The organism is Polyangium sorediatum (assembly GCF_029946465.1).
GTDB classification, from domain to species: domain Bacteria; phylum Myxococcota_A; class Polyangia; order Polyangiales; family Polyangiaceae; genus Polyangium; species Polyangium fumosum.
The window spans coordinates 388,265-403,930 of record NZ_JARZHI010000003.1; the positions used below are offsets into that span (position 1 = coordinate 388,265).

Annotated in this window: 15 protein-coding genes; 4 read left to right on the forward strand and 11 right to left on the reverse strand. The window is 69.7% G+C overall.

The annotated features are described in order from the left end of the window. Positions 1 to 5 precede the first annotated feature (5 nt). Genes QHF89_RS05720 through QHF89_RS05735 form a run of 4 tightly spaced genes read right to left on the reverse strand, consistent with a single transcriptional unit; the run spans position 6 to position 3,666 of the window. Entirely contained in the window at positions 6 to 1,793 is a 1,788-nt protein-coding gene (locus QHF89_RS05720) for a TIM44-like domain-containing protein (RefSeq protein WP_136967134.1), read from the reverse strand. A gap of 2 nt (positions 1,794 to 1,795) precedes the next feature. Next, positions 1,796 to 2,422 (reverse strand): TPM domain-containing protein, encoded by a 627-nt coding sequence (locus QHF89_RS05725; protein WP_136967133.1) that lies wholly within the window; start codon positions 2,420 to 2,422, stop codon positions 1,796 to 1,798. Between the two features lie 2 nt (positions 2,423 to 2,424). Further along, a complete protein-coding gene (locus QHF89_RS05730) occupies positions 2,425 to 3,234 on the reverse strand; it encodes a hypothetical protein (RefSeq protein ID WP_136928577.1) in 810 nt (269 codons plus the stop codon). A gap of 39 nt (positions 3,235 to 3,273) precedes the next feature. Further along, positions 3,274 to 3,666, reverse strand: a complete 393-nt coding sequence (locus tag QHF89_RS05735; RefSeq protein WP_136928578.1) for a hypothetical protein — start codon at positions 3,664 to 3,666, stop codon at positions 3,274 to 3,276. Positions 3,667 to 3,798: 132 nt separating this feature from the next. On the opposite strand from QHF89_RS05735, the gene QHF89_RS05740 reads away from it, so the two are divergent. Both QHF89_RS05740 and QHF89_RS05745 read left to right on the forward strand, forming a co-directional pair. Then, complete coding sequence (locus tag QHF89_RS05740; protein WP_284720118.1) at positions 3,799 to 4,464, forward strand: EamA family transporter; 666 nt, start codon at positions 3,799 to 3,801, stop codon at positions 4,462 to 4,464. 49 nt (positions 4,465 to 4,513) lie between these two features. After that, positions 4,514 to 5,320 carry a YwiC-like family protein gene (locus QHF89_RS05745; protein ID WP_284720119.1) on the forward strand — a complete coding sequence of 269 codons (807 nt, stop codon included), beginning with the start codon at positions 4,514 to 4,516 and terminating at the stop codon, positions 5,318 to 5,320. On the opposite strand, the gene QHF89_RS05750 is transcribed toward QHF89_RS05745, so the two are convergent. Beyond that, a complete protein-coding gene (locus QHF89_RS05750) occupies positions 5,317 to 5,766 on the reverse strand; it encodes a hypothetical protein (RefSeq protein WP_136967131.1) in 450 nt (149 codons plus the stop codon). The genes QHF89_RS05745 and QHF89_RS05750 overlap by 4 nt on opposite strands. A gap of 313 nt (positions 5,767 to 6,079) precedes the next feature. On the opposite strand from QHF89_RS05750, the gene QHF89_RS05755 reads away from it, so the two are divergent. Next, positions 6,080 to 9,484: a response regulator gene (locus QHF89_RS05755; protein ID WP_284720120.1), complete on the forward strand. Its 3,405-nt coding sequence runs from the start codon at positions 6,080 to 6,082 to the stop codon at positions 9,482 to 9,484. Positions 9,485 to 9,514: 30 nt separating this feature from the next. Beyond that, positions 9,515 to 10,759 carry a radical SAM/SPASM domain-containing protein gene (locus tag QHF89_RS05760; RefSeq protein WP_136967129.1) on the forward strand — a complete coding sequence of 415 codons (1,245 nt, stop codon included), beginning with the start codon at positions 9,515 to 9,517 and terminating at the stop codon, positions 10,757 to 10,759. A gap of 2 nt (positions 10,760 to 10,761) precedes the next feature. On the opposite strand, the gene QHF89_RS05765 is transcribed toward QHF89_RS05760, so the two are convergent. The 6 genes from QHF89_RS05765 to QHF89_RS05790 form a co-directional block, all read right to left on the reverse strand. Next, a complete protein-coding gene (locus QHF89_RS05765; RefSeq protein ID WP_284720121.1) occupies positions 10,762 to 10,965 on the reverse strand; it encodes a hypothetical protein in 204 nt (67 codons plus the stop codon). 318 nt (positions 10,966 to 11,283) lie between these two features. Beyond that, on the reverse strand, positions 11,284 to 11,628 hold the full coding sequence (locus QHF89_RS05770; protein WP_284720122.1) for a ribosomal eL19 family protein: 345 nt from the start codon (positions 11,626 to 11,628) through the stop codon (positions 11,284 to 11,286). 39 nt (positions 11,629 to 11,667) lie between these two features. Next, complete coding sequence (locus QHF89_RS05775) at positions 11,668 to 12,669, reverse strand: LLM class flavin-dependent oxidoreductase (protein ID WP_284720123.1); 1,002 nt, start codon at positions 12,667 to 12,669, stop codon at positions 11,668 to 11,670. Positions 12,670 to 12,682: 13 nt separating this feature from the next. Further along, the gene (locus tag QHF89_RS05780; RefSeq protein WP_136967126.1) at positions 12,683 to 13,789 is read right to left on the reverse strand and encodes a hypothetical protein; all 1,107 of its coding nucleotides are present in this window, start codon (positions 13,787 to 13,789) and stop codon (positions 12,683 to 12,685) included. A 13-nt stretch (positions 13,790 to 13,802) separates the two neighbouring features. Beyond that, positions 13,803 to 14,798, reverse strand: coding sequence for an STAS domain-containing protein (locus QHF89_RS05785; RefSeq protein ID WP_136967125.1), 996 nt, complete (start codon positions 14,796 to 14,798; stop codon positions 13,803 to 13,805). After that, positions 14,795 to 15,577 carry an alpha/beta fold hydrolase gene (locus QHF89_RS05790; protein ID WP_136967124.1) on the reverse strand — a complete coding sequence of 261 codons (783 nt, stop codon included), beginning with the start codon at positions 15,575 to 15,577 and terminating at the stop codon, positions 14,795 to 14,797. The genes QHF89_RS05785 and QHF89_RS05790 overlap by 4 nt, the downstream gene beginning before the upstream one ends. Positions 15,578 to 15,666 lie beyond the last annotated feature (89 nt).

Sequence of the window (15,666 nt, forward strand, 5' to 3'; positions counted from 1 at the left end):
TCCGCTCAACCGGCGTAGGCCTCGTCTTGCTCGATCCGGCTCAGCACCCAGTCGAACGTGCTCGCCTCGACGAGCGTCCCGCAATAACCGCAACGCTCGGCCATCTCCATGGTGAGCGTCGCGCCGCACTGCGGGCAGGCCGGCGCGGTACGCGTGGGGCCGTGTTGCGTCGCGCTCCGCACGAGGGTCCAGTATTCGGTGTACGCGCGCTCCTTGTTGCGCCGGCCGCCGACGACGGCGTTGTCTCCCACGCGGATCGTATAATCGAGCCCGGTCGCATGCACCCGCACGGTCGCGGCCTCGTACCACCGATCCGAGGCGATCCGCACGAGCTCGATCCGCAGGATGCGCGCATTCTCGGTCACGTTCCGGAGCCCCTGCTGCCGATAAGCGTCGATCCAGTAGCTCTGCGCCCTCCACAGCCGGTCCGTCAGGCAAGGCCGGGCGCGGTTCCATTCGAGCGACGTCCACGCGTGCTGCATGGCGGTGAAGATCCATTGCACGCGCCCGAAAAACGTCGATTCCGTGAAGGACGCGTCGCGCCGCGCCATCTCCATACGTTGCGCCGAGAGCCCGGGATCGAAGACCGTGGGCAGCTCCGTGCCCTCCTCCTCCGTCGTGCCCGTGAGCATGGGGCCACGTGTCTCGCGGGCGAGGAGGTCGATCCGCTCGACGACCCAGTCGAATTGCCCCGAGTCCACGGCCTGGCTGCAATACGTGCAGCGCCCGTGCGTCGTGCGTTCGAGCGGCGCGCCGCAGTTCGGGCAAACGAACGAGCGGACCCGATCGGGCGAGCGCGAGCGCGCGCCCAAGGCGCGCACGAAGGTCCAGCGCTCCAGCGCGTACAAGGACGTCGGGGGCGCGCCCTGGGGATCCTCGGTGTAATTCGACTCGAGCTCCACGACGAGCCGGCTCTGCTGGGTCCGCGTATCGACCACGAACGACACGAGCCGGAGCGAGCCGACGATGACGGTCGTGACCGGGACGCGCGGCAAGCTGCCGAGGGTCGTCCGCGCGGTCGGGCGAAGATAAGGCGAATACTTTTCGAGCGCATTCGAGCCGCGGGCCGTGTGCGCCTCGGCGTAGAGCGCGGTGATGAAGTCTTCGAGCAGGATGACCGAGAAATCCGGGTCCTGGCCGCGCAGCCGTTCCATCTTGCGGCGGACCTCGGCCGGGCTCTCCTCGGGCTCGGACGGCGCGTACATGGGCGCGGAGAGATGGCCCGCGGAGGACCAGCCCACGTCGAGCTGGTTGCGCTTTCGTTGCCTCCGGAGCAAGAGCCCGATGAGGAACATGGGCGCCGCGAGCACGCCCGCGCCCACGGCGAAAAAGCCGGCGCCGAAGACGAACCCGGCGACACGCTCGGCCGTCGACGTGGTGTCAGGCCCGATCGGAATGGGCGCGTGCGGCGCAGGCGCCGCATAAATCGAGGCGCCGGGCGAGGGGGCTTCGCGGGCGCGAAGAGCCCCGCTCTGATCTCGAAAGGCCCAGACCGTCTTGCGTGGCGTGCCGCCGCCGGAGCTCCTCGATCCGCTCCCGGTGGTGCCGCCGATCGAGACCGGCCGGCTTCCCCAGCTCGAACCGGAGGACCGGCTCCCGCTGCTGCTGCTCGACGAACGGCTCCCGCTGCTGCTGCTCGACGAACGGCTCGGGCTGCTGCTGCTGCCGGACGAGCGTGAGCCTCCTCCCTTGAAGGAGCTGCCGCCGCCGGGACGCGCATAGGCCGTATCGTTGGATCCCAAAAGGAGTAACGAGAGGAGCACCGATCCGAGGAGCCGCTTGCGCCGTTTCATGGTCACGTCACCTCGTCGCTGAGCTCATTGATGTCGTCCGCGCGCGGCGGGAGTGCTTCCTTCAGCCAGGCGCCGAGGCCTCGAACCGCGGAGGCAAACCCCTCCATGGGCAACCCCGCGGCCACGGCGCGCTCGATCCCGCGGATCGCCTCGCCCGGCTGGCCGTCGCTCTCGCGGCGCAGGATGCCGATATCCGTGACGACCTCGGCGCGGCGCTCGAAGACCGAAATGTAAATGAGAATGCCCGTGCGGTCCCGGGTCCCCGCGATCCCCTGGTCCAGAAACGCCTCCCGCGCGGCCGCGCGCACCTGGCGCGCCAGCAATGCTTTCGACAGGAGGAGCCGCCGCAAGGGCGCGAGGTTGGCGCACAAAACGGCGCCCGCGAGGAACAGGAGGAGCAGCGCCGGCGGCACGAGGTCATCCGTGAACTCGGTCGGCGCATAGATGTACACGCAGAGGCCGACGAACGCGCAGATCACGCCGAACAGATAGTCGGCCTGGCGGTAGGCCCCCGATCGGGGCCGCACCGTGATCACGATCTCGGCGGAGCACGTCGCCTCGACCTCCTTGATGAGGCCCTCGATCTGCGCCCGCGCCGCCCCGTCCTTTCGCCATGATATCGACGCCATGATCAATCCTCGGTGGGCAGACCGGGGAGAGCCTTCCGCGCCGCGGCCTTCAGCGCCTCCTCGATGTTGCGACGAAAATTCCCGGCAATGGCCGCCTTGACGTTCGCCCCGTCGTCGGTGACGTCGATCGCGGCGCTGTTCTCCGCGACGAACCCGAATCCGCCGAGGTGGCTGCTCGTTTCCACGTCGAACACGAGCACCTCGGCCTTCAGATACCCGCCGTCGAACCGATGGCACGTCCCGGCGTCGGCCGCGCCTCCGTCGTCCGTGCCCGCGTCGAACAGGCTACACGCCGTGGACGTCGTCGGCGCCGAGGGCTCGACGAACGCAATCGAGCGGATGACGAGCAGATACCGGAGCGCCTCGCAAAGGTCGAGCACCTCGTCCGCGCGATAACTGCTGATCGTCGGCGGCGCCGATTGCGGGTACGCCGCGTCGTACGGCTCCCGGTGCGTCGTGAGCACTGACGCGCATCGATTGATCGTCCCCGTCGCGGCAATCCGATGCGGCACGTTCCCGAGCTCGGCGAGATTGTCGAGGTCCTCCAGGTACGCGATCGACGCATTGACCCCGGCGATGCCGCTGCCCCACGCCACCACCGGTGCAGGGCCCCCCGCGATGTGCACGGCGTCGCTCGACACCACGGGCAAGGCGCGTGCTTGCTCCCGCAGGGCCTTGACGTTGGCGAGCTTCGCCTCGACCGGGGCGCGATGCTCGGCGAGGACGTCCTTCAGGTCCTTGCCGAGGAAGCACCCTGCCGCGAATGCAGGAGCGAGGAGGAAAAGGAAACACCGCGCCGTCCGGAGAGGCATGCGGGCCAGTCTACCAGCCCTCGCCTCGCCCGTGCGTCGTCAGCAGGCGCCCGCGCAACCGCGGACGCTGTGGAACCAGAGGCCGCCCTGGTTTTCGCAGGCGTCGCGCTCGAGCTTGATCGTACAGCAGCGCTTCGCCCCGCCGCCGCAGACCTGCTCGACGGGTCCGCTCCGCAGGCAACAAACCTCGGTGTCCTCGTCGAGAGGCACGTCCATCTTGGGCTTCTCGGGCGCCGAGGGCAGCGAGACCGAGGGCGTCTGAGGCATGTCGACGGTCGGCACCTCGGGCACCTGGGGCAATTGCGGCAGCTCGACCTTCGGCGGCTGGGGCGCGTCCGGCAGGCCGATGAGCTGGCAACCCAAGGGGCCTCCCGCGAGGGCGACCATGACGAAGGGCACGCAGAGGGCGACGAGATGGCGGAGCGGCTTCACGATCCCCTTGCATCGCCGAGGGACGGGCACCTCGGCGGACAGTTCAGGACCACGTGTGTCTCACGAACACGCGCCGGTGGCAAGATCCCGCCAGCTCTTCCACCGGACCGCGCGGGACATTAGGGTCGCCGGATGCCCGCCTGGACCCTGCCTGCCCTCGTCGCGGCTTGTTTCTTCGGCCTGCACTACCTCGCCCTGCGCGCGTCGAGCGGGCGCATCGGCGACGCCCTCGGCGCGCTCTGCCTCGAAGGGACCGCGGCCCTCGGGATCGTCGCGTGGATCGCCCTGCGCCGCGAAGCCGAGAGCACGCCCACGAGCACGCCCGGCGTCGTGTGGGCATGCCTCGCGGGCCTCTGCATCAGCGTCGCGACGACGCTCCTCTTCACGGCCCTGCGCCTCGGCGGTCCGGTCGCCGCGACGGGCACGCTCGCGCTCGGCGGCGGCGTGGTCCTCTCGGCCGCCCTCGCCCCGCTCATCTTCGGCGAGGGTTTTACGGTGCGGCGTGCGCTCGGCGTCGCGCTCGGCGTGATCGCGATGCTCCTGCTCGCGGCCCCTTCCGATGCGAAGGAAACGCCCCAAGAAGCAGCCGGGGAGGAGGCTTCACCCATGCCGACCGAGGATCGCCACACAGCCGAGTCCGGCCACGACCCCAAACGAGCGGTGGGCGTGCGCCAGCGAGAGATGCAGCACGGAGAGGTCGAGCGCGAGCGGGAACGTCAACGCGCCGAGCCCACGATCGACGAGCTCGTCGAGGAGAACGACCCTCGTTCGAGCGCCGAGGAGTCCGAGGAACTCTAGCGCCGGGAGACCGTTGCCAGCGGGCGCGCGGAATGCGATGGGGGAAGGCATGACGTCCGCCCCGCTCGCTTCCCCGGCGCCCGTGCGTTCACTCGCGCCGAAGGAGCACGGCGCGTACGGGCAGCTCGGTTTGCCGCTCGTGGCGGCGCTCGCGCTCGGCCGGCCGGGGGTCGCGGCGTTTGGCCTGACGATCGCGTGGGTCGCGGCGTTCCTCGCGCACGAGCCGGTGCTCGTCCTGCTCGGCCAGCGGGGCAAGAAGGCCCGCGCGCAGGACGGCCCGCGCGCGGCGCGAAGGCTCGCGTGGCTCGGCGCGGCGATGGCGCTATGGGGTGGCGTGTTTCTGCTCTTCGCCCCCGCCGAAGCGAGGCTCGGGCTCGTCCCGCCGGTCGTGCTCGGGCTCGTCGTGATGGCGTTCGTCTGGCGCAAGGAAGAGAAGACGGCGGCGGGCGAGATCATCGCGGCGGCGGCGCTCTCGGGGGCGGGTTTTCCGGTGGCGCTCGCGGGCGGGGTCGCGCTGGTTCCCGCGGCCGTGGCCTGGGCCGTCTGGACGACGGCGTTCCTCATGTCGACGCTCGCGGTGCGCGCCGTGATCGCACGGGCAAAACACGAGGGGCGGGCGACGCTCGTCGCCGCGTATGTCACGACGATCGGCCTCGGCGCGGCGAGCGGAATTCTCGCGCTCCGGGGCGTGCTCCCGCGGGCCGTGCCGATCGCGCTCGCGCCTTTCGTGGTGCTCTCGCTCGCGGTGCTCGTGTTCCCGGTCCACACGCGGCATTTGCGCCGCATCGGGTGGGGGCTCATCGGGGCGAGCGTGGCGACGCTCGGAATCCTGGTCGCCACGCTCCGCGGCGCCTAGTTTTCCTGACAATCGAGCTTTTGCGTACTGCACTGCATGTCGATGCACGCCTGGCAATCGGGCGTCGTCGTGGTGCCGGTGCAGGGAGCGTTGCCCTGGCAAACGGCCGCGCAGGCATCCACGCAGGCGCATTGCTTCAACGTCTGGAAGGCCGAGACGGCTGCGCCCTGGCAAACGTCGGCCTCCGAGGCGCCGAGCGTGGACATGCCTTGCGCGCACGAGAGGCACGCCCCGCCGTCGCCCGCGTCCGGCGTCTCCTCCCAGGCGTTGCCGTCGACGCCGTCGCAGTTCTGATCGATCCCGTCGCCCTTGGGATCGTCCTGCTCGGGGTGGATGTCCTTGTTGTCGTTGTTGCAATCGTAGCCGGGGCAAAACCCGTCGCCGTCCTTGTCCTCGGTCGCATCACACGGAGGAAGCCCATAACAAGCCATGAGCGTGACGGCCATGGCCCCGCCCGTCGCCAAAGCCGCGAGGCTCTTTCCGAGGCCCGCGAGCGCCGAAGGTGCCTTCTCTTCCGTGGGCGCCGCCGCGCCACAGTGAGGACAGCGCGAAGCCGATCCGGGGACGAAACCTTCACAAGATACACAAGTCTTCAACATGCATGGAAGGCTGTCATGCACACGGGGGCGGGCGCAAGCGAAACGCGGCCTCTGCGGCGTAGCCCGAGCGTCGCTCACGCTTGACGGCCCGACGAGGTTCTTCTCTATTGGAGACTTCCCCCCTCGCGCCGATCCTCCACGATCCGAAGGGGCCGCACCCATGCCTCCTCGAACCACCCTGCAAAGCCAGCCTCTCTTTCGTTGGATCTGGCATGCGTTCTTTCGCACGGCGTTGATTCCGCTGCTCCTCGTCGAGGTCGTCCTCATCCTCGCGTACCTCGGCGCAAACCGGTTCGTGCAACGCGAGAATACGACCGCCGTACGCACGGTGGCCACGGGCGAGCTCTCGCGCATCGCGTCGCGGGAGGCGGTCTTGATCGACCAGGAGCTCTCGGCCGTCATGACGGGCGCAAGGGTGCTCACGGACGAGGTCCGCCGCTCCCTCTCCGAACCACTCCGCCTCTCGGAAGCGGAGCGCAAGGCAGCCCTCGAGCGGTACACACGTGCGCCCGAGGGGTTGTATTACAAGACGAACGACGAGGGAGGGAGCGCGCTCTTTTACAGCAGCCGCGCGCAGATCGGCGACGCCGAGCGCGACAAGGTATTGAAGACCGAGCGCCTCGACCCGCTGCTCCGCTCGATCGTCCGAAACAACCGCTTGTGGGTCCAGGCGTACCTGAACACGTCGGACTCCATGAACCGCATCTATCCGTTCATGGACGTGCGCAAGCAATACCCGCCCGACATGGACATTCCCTCGTATAATTTTTATTACGAGGCCGACGCGAAGCACAACCCGGAGCGCAAGGTCGTCTGGACAGACGTTTACGTCGATCCGGCCGGACAGGGCTGGATGGCGTCGTGTATCGCGCCCGTCTATCGCGGCGACGTGCTCGAAGGCGTCGTGGGGGCGGACGTCACGGTGGCCACGCTCGTCGAGCAGGTGCTCAGGCTGCAAATCCCCTGGGAAGGGTATGGCGTTCTGATCGGACGCGCGGGGACGATCCTGGCCCTGCCCTCGGGCGGGGAGCGTGATTTCGCACTCACCGAGCTGACGAATCACGATTATCAGGCCGCCATCCTGAAGGACACCTTCAAGCCCGACGCGTTCAACCTCTACAAACGCAAGGACCTTGGCGAGCTTCCGGGCTCCTTGGAGCGGCAGCGGGAGGGGAGCCTCGAAACGATGCTCGCGGGGGAGGCAAAACGCGTCGCATGGAGCACGGTGGGAGCGACCGGCTGGAAGCTCGTCATCATCGTGCCCGAGGCCCGGATCGACGGGCAAGCCGTGACGCTCGGCAAGCGGATCGGGCGCATCGCCGTATACATGGTGGCCGGCCTCGTCGTCTTTTACGCCTGCTTCTTCGTCTACCTCTATCGCAAGGCGCGGACCATGAGCCGCAGCATCGCGGACCCGCTCACGCGCATCAATGACATCGTGCGCGACATCGGCGAGGGCCGGTATGAACAGGAGGCGGTCCCTGTCGCCGTCGTCGAGCTCGACGAGACGGCGCGCGGCGTCGTGGGGATGGGGCGCAGGCTCGGCGAGGACAACGCGGCCCTCTTGCGCACGCAGGACGATCTCCGCGCCGCGAAGGAGCTCGCCGAATCGGCGGCGCGCGCCAAGAGCGAATTTCTGGCGCGCATGAGCCACGAGATCCGCACGCCCATGAACGGCGTGCTCGGCATGACCGAGCTGCTCCTCGAAACCCCGCTCGCCCCCGTGCAAAAGGAGTATGCCGAGATCGTCCAGGGCTCGGCCAAGGGCCTCCTCTCCATCATCAACGACATCCTCGATTTCTCGAAGATGGAGGCGGGGAAGATGGAGCTTGCCCGCGAGCCGTTCGAGCTCGACCCGCTCCTCGAAGGCACGCTCGACATGCTCGCCCAGCGCGCCCACGACAAACACGTCGAGCTCGTGTTGCGTTTGCCCGACGAGGTGCCCAAGGACCTCACGGGAGATCCAGGCCGGCTGCGCCAGGTGCTCGTGAACCTGCTCGGCAACGCCGTGAAATTCACCGACGCGGGCGAGGCCGTCACGAGCGTGTCGGTCGTCGAGGATGACGGGCGCTCGGTGCTCCTGCGCTTCGAGGTAAAGGATTCCGGCGTGGGGATCGCGCCGGGCGACCAGGATCGTATCTTCGACGCCTTCGCGCAGGCCGACGGATCGAGCACGCGGCGGCACGGCGGGACCGGGCTCGGGCTCGCCATTTCGCGGCAACTCGTGCGCCTCTTCGGCGGCGAGCTCGGCCTCACGAGCGAGCCCGGTCGAGGATCGACGTTCTGGTTCACGGCGAGGCTCGACAAGGCCCCGCGAAACACGTCGCGCGCGGCCGCCCCCCCGAACCTCGCGGGTCTCCGCGCGCTCGTCGTCGACGACAGCCCCGCCGCGCGCGCGGCCCTCTGCGCCTCGCTCACGAACCTCGGAATGAAGGCGGACGAGGCGGACGGCGGCGGCGCGGCGATGACCTCGCTTCATCAGGCGGCGTCCGCGGGGCGGCCCTACGATATGCTCTTGCTCGACCGCGACATGCCGGGGATGAACGGCGCCGACGTCGTGCAGGCGGTCCTCGCGAGCCCGAAGCTCGCGTCCCTTTCCTTTGTCCTGCTCTCGCCGGTGGGGCGTGACCTGCCCTCGCTCCCGCCGGGCGCGCGCGCCGCGCGGATCCACAAGCCAGTGCGCAGGTCGGCGCTCCTGGCAGCGCTCGCGGCGGTCGCGGGGCCCCACGCGGTGGCGAGGGACGAGGCGCCTCGCAGCGAGACGCTCGTCGATTCGGGGGCGACCGCGGGCCTTCGGGTCCTGCTCGCCGAGGACAACGTGGTCAACCAGAAGGTCGCGGAGAAGATGCTCGCGACGCTCGGCTGCGTCGTGACCACGGTGGACAACGGGCGCGCCGCGGTGGAGGCATTCGAGCGCGGGTCGTATCGGCTCGTGCTGATGGATTGCCAGATGCCGGAGATGGATGGATACCGCGCCACCGAGGAGATCCGGAGGCGGGAGCGGGAGGGCGGACGGCCACGCACGCCCATCGTGGCGCTGACGGCGAACGCAATGCCGCAGGACCGGGAGCGCGCGCTCGCAGCCGGAATGGACGACCACGTGCCGAAGCCCATCGAGCGCGTGGATCTGCAGCGCATGCTCGTGCGTCACGCGGCGCTCGTGCAGCCCGCCGCGGAGGCGGCGCGGCCCGCGGTCGTGTCGGACGACGCAGGGCCGGTCCTCGACATGCGAATGGTCGACGGGCTCCGCGAACTCGGGGCCCTCGAAGAGATTGGCCGCGCCTTCCTCGCGGAGGTCCCGGAGCGAATGGTCGGGCTGCGCGGCGCGCTGAAGAAACGCGACGCCGTGGACCTCGAACGGCGAGCGCACGCGCTCAAGGGTTCGAGCGGCGCGATCGGCGCGAAGCGCGTGGCGGAGACGAGCGCGCGGCTCGAACGTATGGCGCGGTCCGGCAAGCTCGACGGCGCGGAGGAGCTGCTCGATCGCCTGGAGCACGAGTTCGAAGGGTTCGCTTCCGCGGTCGAGGTCGAGTGGGCCCGGGAGGCAGCGTCCACCGGCGCCTGAGGCGTGAAGGGTGGTACTCTGAGCGCCGCCATGCCCCTTCGCCGCGTCCCCGTGCTCCCCGACGACGACCATCCCGCGTACGTCGTCTGGGAACTCACGCTCCGCTGCGACCAGCCCTGCGCCCATTGCGGATCCCGCGCCGGAGGGCCGCGGACGACCGAGCTCGGGACCGAGGAGGCGCTCGGCGTCGTGCAACAATTGAAGGAGCGCCGCGCGCGCGAGGTCGTCCTCATCGGCGGCGAGGCGTACCTGCACGAGGGGTTTCTCGACATCGTCCGGGCCCTCAAAACCGCCGGGATCCGGCCGACGATGACCACGGGCGGCCGCGGGATCGACGTGGCGCTCGCGCGGGCCATGAAAGAAGCGGGGCTGCACAGCGTCTCGGTGAGCGTCGACGGGCTCGCGCGCGCGCACGACCTCATTCGCCGCGCGAAATCGAGCTTCGAGAGCGCCACGCGCGCGATCGGCCACCTGCGCGCGGCGGGCCTCTTCGTCGCGGCGAACACGAACGTGAACCGCGTCAATCGGGGCGACCTCGAAGCGCTCTACGAGCACCTGCGCGCGCTCGGCATCGTCGCCTGGCAGGTGCAGATCACGGCCGCCCTCGGCCGCGCCGCCGATCGCCCGGACATGCTGCTCCAGCCCTACGACTTGCTCGACGTCGTGCCGCGCGTGGCCGCGCTGAAGCGCCGCGCCTTCCGCGACGGCATCACGCTGATGCCCGGCAACAACCTCGGCTACTTCGGCCCCGAGGAGGCGCTCCTGCGATCCGTGAAAGAGGGCGGTCGCGACCATTTCATGGGCTGCCAGGCGGGACGACGTGTCCTCGGCATCGAATCCGACGGCGCGGTGAAGGGTTGTCCCTCGCTGCAAAGCCATCCCTACGTCGGCGGCACACTGCGCGAGCAGAGCCTGGGCGCGATCTGGGACGAGGCCCCGGCCCTCGCCTTCGCGCGAAACCGCACCCCCGACGATCTATGGGGATTCTGCCGCGCCTGCCCGTTCGCCGAGGTCTGCATGGGCGGATGCACGTTCACCGCGCACGCGCTCTTCGGGCGGCCCGGAAACAACCCGTATTGCCATTTCCGCGCACGCACGCTCGCCGCCGAAGGCAAACGCGAACGGCTCGTCCCCGCCGCGGCGGCCGAGGGGAAGCCGTTCGATCATGGTCTCTTCGAGCTCGTCGTCGAGGCGTTGGATGCCCCCGAGCCGCCGCTGGGCCCGGTGGAGGGCCTCGTTCAGATCACGCGACCGGTGAGAAAAGGGCAGGCGTAGGGCTACGGAATTCGCTCGAGGTTGCCCAACGGGTGCGTTGGCTTCTTGTACGTGGCCCGGAACGTCGCCGTCTTTGCGTCGACGACACTTTCCAGGCAATAGTAGGTGTTATCGAGGGGCATGCAGTCGCCCACATCGATCGTGAACCCTGGCGGCTGGTGGCTTTGGCCCCACCACTCTTTTTCGCCGAGCGCTGATTCGGGCACGCCGCAAGCAAAGTGCATGAGTGCACGAGGCGCTCGACTGGCGCCATACGCCTCATACGCCTCGTCAAGGAGGACGTGACAACCGTTGATGCGCGCGACCTTGCCCTTTTCCACAGTAACGACAGGAGACTCCGTCCGTGCGCAGGCCCCGAGGACGACAGCGGTGATCAGAAGGAAGGCAGCCCGCATGATTCTTGTGCTCGACATCAACGACACCCTCGGCCCTTCCCACGGTTACCACACTTACAACTGACCGGTCAACGGACGGCACCGAGGGCATCCTCGCGGCCTTGCGGTCGGCCTTGCGCATGAACTGGGTCATCCACGACACCCAACCGTCGGTCCGCGAAGGGCGGGACGGCTTCCGCCGAACGGCGGCATGACGTCCGCGAACGGCGGCACGGCTTCCGCGAACGGCGGCATGGCTTCCGCGAACGGCGGCATGGCTTCCGCGAACGGCGGCATGGCTTCCGCGAACGGCGGCATGGCTTCCGCGAACGGCGGCATGGCTTCCGCCAACGGCGGCATGACGTCCGCGAACGGCGGCATGGCTTCCGCCAACGGCGGCATGACGTCCGCGAACGGCGGCATGACGTCCGCGAACGGCGGCATGGCTTCCGCGAACGGCGGCATGGCTTCCGCGAACGGCGGCATGGCTTCCACGAACGGCGGGACGTCACCCGCGAACGGCGAGACGGAAAATCAGCCGTGAAGCTCCCGGAGCAGCGTATACGAGCGGTTGCGCGCCGCCGCGTCCGGCACCGCGCAGAGCACCATCAGCTCGTCGGCGCGGGTGGCTTCGAGGAGCTTGTCGAGCTGCTCGCGCACGGACGCCGGGCCGCCGACGATGTTCTGCGCGAACCAGTGTTCGACGAAGGCTCGCTCCTCCGGCGCCCACGGATACGCCTCCGCCTCCTCGATCGTCGGATAAGGCTCGCGCTTGCCCTGGCGCACGCGCAGGAACGCGAGCGCGCCCGGGAGCGCGATGCGCCGCGCCTCGGCGTCCGTATCGGCGACGATCACGATGGCGCCGATCATCGCTTCGGGCTGGGCCAGCACCGCCGAAGGGGTGAACGACTTTCGGTAGAGGTCGAGGGCAGGCAACGTATTCGCCTGGCTGAAATGGTGGGCGAACGCGAACGGCAAGCCGCGCCGGCCCGCGAGGCGCGCGCTGTAGCCGCTCGACCCGAGCAGCCAGATCGGCGGTTCATTGCCGAGCGCCGGGACGGCGCGAATGCCATGGTAGGCGTGATCGTCGCTGAAGTTGCCGCGGAAAAACCCATAGAGCTCATCGAGCATCATGGGCAGGCCGTCGCCCGTCGTCGGATCCTCGCGGCTCAGCGCCGACGCCGTGAGCGGGTCCGTCCCCGGGGCGCGGCCGATCCCGAGGTCGATGCGGCCCGGGAAAAGCGCCTCCAGCGTGCCGAATTGCTCCGCGATCACGAGCGGCGCGTGGTTCGGCAGCATCACGCCGCCGGAGCCGACACGAATCGTCGACGTCGCGGCCGCGATCCGCGCAATCAGCACCGCAGGCGCCGCGGACGCGATGCCCGGCATGGCGTGATGCTCGGCGAACCAATGCCGCCGGTATCCGAGCGCCTCGACGTGACGCGAAAGATCGATGCTCTCGGCAAAGGCCTCGCTCGCGTTGGATCCCCGCCGAACAGGCGCCAGGTCGAGAACGGAGAGCGGAATTCCCATCATTGCACCTCGATCCTCAGGGCAAGGGCGGCGGCACCAGCGGCACGAGCGCCCGCAGTTCGTCTTCAAGGAACGTTTCGACCCCCCGCCGCGCATCCTTCCCCGCCCCCTCGTCCCCGAGGTCCGCGGCCACCGCGTCGTGCCGGAACGCAAGCTCGCTCCGCCGCACGTACGAAGGATCCGAGCGCAACGCCGCAGCCCACGAAAGAGCGAGCGCCGCCTCGCGTTGCTTCTTGTCGAGCGAATGCTTCTTCGCCAGCACCACCTTGCCGCCCACGTTCACCGCCGTAATCGCCTCCGTGCGGTGGTTCATGGGCAACGTCAGCTTCGCCGCCGCGACCGCGAGCTCGTCGCTCGCCTCTTCGCCATCCAGCACGTATCGAATCGCATCCACGCACGGCGCGCCGAACGCCCGCGCCGCCTCGATGCGCTGCCGCGCCTCCCCGTGCGCCGCCGTGATCTCCTCGGCCGGGAGCGAGGTCTTTTTCCCGATCACCAGCACCGCCTGCTCCTCGCGCGGGTCGACGCCCTCCAGCATCGCCGCGTAAAACGCGCCCCGCAGCACGGCCCGCGCGATCTTCGGGGGCAAGCCCTCGGGCACGTCGAGCGCCTCGGCCCGCACCGGCTCCTCCTTCGCGAGCGCGCGCTCGTCCTCCTCGGGCAACCCGAGCGACGCGATGAAGCAGCCGCGTTGCGACTTCGCCTCCATCTGGAACGTGCCCGTCGCCCCGAGCACCGCCGCGAGCGCGCGCGCCGCGAACCCGCCGAACGCCTTCACCCGTGCCACGTCCTTCTCGCTCGGCTTCGACGTGAAGAGCGACCGCACGCCACGCGCGCCGCCTTCGAGCGAGATCCCCTCGTCGATCACGTCCGCCATCGCGAGCCAGCGCAGCGGCTGGATCGGGGCCATCGCCACGGTCATCCGCACGAGCCACGTGTCCCACGCGCCGAGGTGCTCGCCGGGCGCCCCGCGCGCGGCCGCCTGGAGCACAGGCGCGCGGCGCTTCGCGAGGGCACGCAGGGTGCCGTCGTCGAGGCGGGCGGTCGAGGCAATTGCAAAAAACACGTCGTCGCAAAGGCTGCGCGCGGCGTTCACCAGGCAGATGTTCGGCGGGAGGGCCACGGCCGGGGTTTTATCAGAAGGACCGCGCCTTCGAAAGGTGAAGCACGCGCCGGATCGCATGCCGGAGGCCGTCACCCAGCGTCGCAAAGGTGCGCGCGCCCGGAAAAAGCTCGCCGATCTCCACGAACATGCGCGCCGCGTCGCCGCGCACCCCGACCAGCATGCCCTCGGCCCCCACGAGCCCCGTGGCCCGCATCATCGCGCCGAGCACCCCCGCCGCGTGCGCGTCCACCACGCTGAGCCCCGTCACGTCGATGAGCACGACCCGCGCCCGATGCCGCCCGATCGCGTGGAGCAACACGCCCTTCGCGTGCTCGGCCCGCTCGGGCGAGATCTCCCCGACGAGCGGCAGGAGCAGGACCCCCTCCCACACGCGGAGGACCGGCGAGGAGAGCGCGCGCAGCTCGGCGCGCTGGGCGTCGATCGTGGTGATCTTGTCTTCGAGCTCGGCGCGCTTCTCCCCGAGCTCGACCTCGAGCTCACGCTTGCGCGCCACCACCGAGCCCACGAGCTTCTCGCCGTACACGTCCGAGAGCTCGAAGATGGCCTCGTAATAGACCTCCTCGACGAGCCCGAGCGCCGCGAGCGCCTCCCGCGCGGGCCAGCGCTCCTCCGCGATCACGACGGCGACGCCCCGCTTGAACGAGAGAAACCCCCGGAGCAGCGTGGAGACGCGGAACTCGCTCGCCGCGCGCAGGCTCGTCACGTACGCGATGAACGCGCCGAGCGGCGCCCGATCGCCCGACGCGAGGACGGCGACGTTCGTCGTGATCACCCGGTCGACGAGGTCGCGCGTCTCGTCGCGCGGCCGCTTGCCCTGGAGGTCCGGCGCGAGCGCGAAGACCCAGTCCGTGCCGCGCTCCAGCACGTCCTCCCTTCGTCGCGCGAGCAAGCCGAGCAGCGCCGCGAGCCCCGGCGTCTCCGCCCCCCTCCGCGCCCGGACCGGCCCCGCGCGGCGCCTCTGCACCGCGGCGAGCAGCCGCGTCCGGGCACGACGCGCGCGGCTCACGGCCGGCGCGCGGCGAGGAAAGCTTGCAACAAGGCAGCCGTCTCCCGCGGACGCTCGACCTGCACGTAGTGCCCCGGCCCCGGCAGGTACGCGAAGCGCGCGCCCCGGACCTTCGCGACGATCTCGCCGCGGAGCGCCGCCACCGGGAGGAAGGGATCGTCGGTGCCGACGACGAGGAGCGGGGCCTTGATCGAGCCGAGCGCCTCGGCGAACCCGCCCTTGCGCCAGACGTCGAACGAGAGCCGCACGGCTTCGGGCAAGGTGCGGGCGCCGTCGTCGAGCAGCCGCTCCAGCGAGGCCGGCGAGAGCTCCTTGCAGGCCATGCCGAGGATCGTCCGCTGCACGTCGCGGTTGCCGCCGGCGCTCGAGAAGAGGCCGATCGCCTCCTCGGGCAGGGGCGCGCCGCTCGCGGGCACCGGGCAAAGCAGCACCGCACCGTTCACGCGGTCCGGATGGTAGGCCGCGAGCCACTGGGCGATCTGACCCCCCATGCTGTGCCCGACGACGGTGAACGACTTGATCCCCTCGGCGTCGGCGATGGCGAGGATATCGTCCGCATAACGCTGGATCGAGTAGCCCGACTCGGGTTTGTCAGATTGCCCCGTGCCGCGCAGGTCCGGCACGATCACGCGCAGGCCGTCGCGATCGAGGTGCTCGAGCAGGTCGTCATGAACGGCGCCCGAGACCGTCCACCCGTGGACGAGGAACACCGCCTCGGGGCCGTCCCCGAAGCTGCGGTAAGCAATCTTGATTCCGTCGTTCGCCTGCGTGACGTGCATGGATGCCCTCCTCTGGTCGAGGGACACCTTATGCACCCCTCCCCCGCGACTCAAGCACGAATACGCGTACCTTGGCGAAGAGCCCCACG

What these genes read in the sequence shown, in the direction of transcription:
- QHF89_RS05760 (WP_136967129.1), top strand. Translation starts at nt 9,515, where the DNA reads ATGCCCCTTCGCCGCGTCCCCGTGCTCCCCGACGACGACCATCCCGCG.
- QHF89_RS05725 (WP_136967133.1), bottom strand. Translation starts at nt 2,422, where the DNA reads ATGGCGTCGATATCATGGCGAAAGGACGGGGCGGCGCGGGCGCAGATC.
- QHF89_RS05790 (WP_136967124.1), bottom strand. Translation starts at nt 15,577, where the DNA reads ATGCACGTCACGCAGGCGAACGACGGAATCAAGATTGCTTACCGCAGC.
- QHF89_RS05730 (WP_136928577.1), bottom strand. Translation starts at nt 3,234, where the DNA reads ATGCCTCTCCGGACGGCGCGGTGTTTCCTTTTCCTCCTCGCTCCTGCA.
- QHF89_RS05775 (WP_284720123.1), bottom strand. Translation starts at nt 12,669, where the DNA reads ATGATGGGAATTCCGCTCTCCGTTCTCGACCTGGCGCCTGTTCGGCGG.
- QHF89_RS05720 (WP_136967134.1), bottom strand. Translation starts at nt 1,793, where the DNA reads ATGAAACGGCGCAAGCGGCTCCTCGGATCGGTGCTCCTCTCGTTACTC.
- QHF89_RS05740 (WP_284720118.1), top strand. Translation starts at nt 3,799, where the DNA reads ATGCCCGCCTGGACCCTGCCTGCCCTCGTCGCGGCTTGTTTCTTCGGC.
- QHF89_RS05745 (WP_284720119.1), top strand. Translation starts at nt 4,514, where the DNA reads ATGACGTCCGCCCCGCTCGCTTCCCCGGCGCCCGTGCGTTCACTCGCG.
- QHF89_RS05755 (WP_284720120.1), top strand. Translation starts at nt 6,080, where the DNA reads ATGCCTCCTCGAACCACCCTGCAAAGCCAGCCTCTCTTTCGTTGGATC.
- QHF89_RS05750 (WP_136967131.1), bottom strand. Translation starts at nt 5,766, where the DNA reads ATGGCCGTCACGCTCATGGCTTGTTATGGGCTTCCTCCGTGTGATGCG.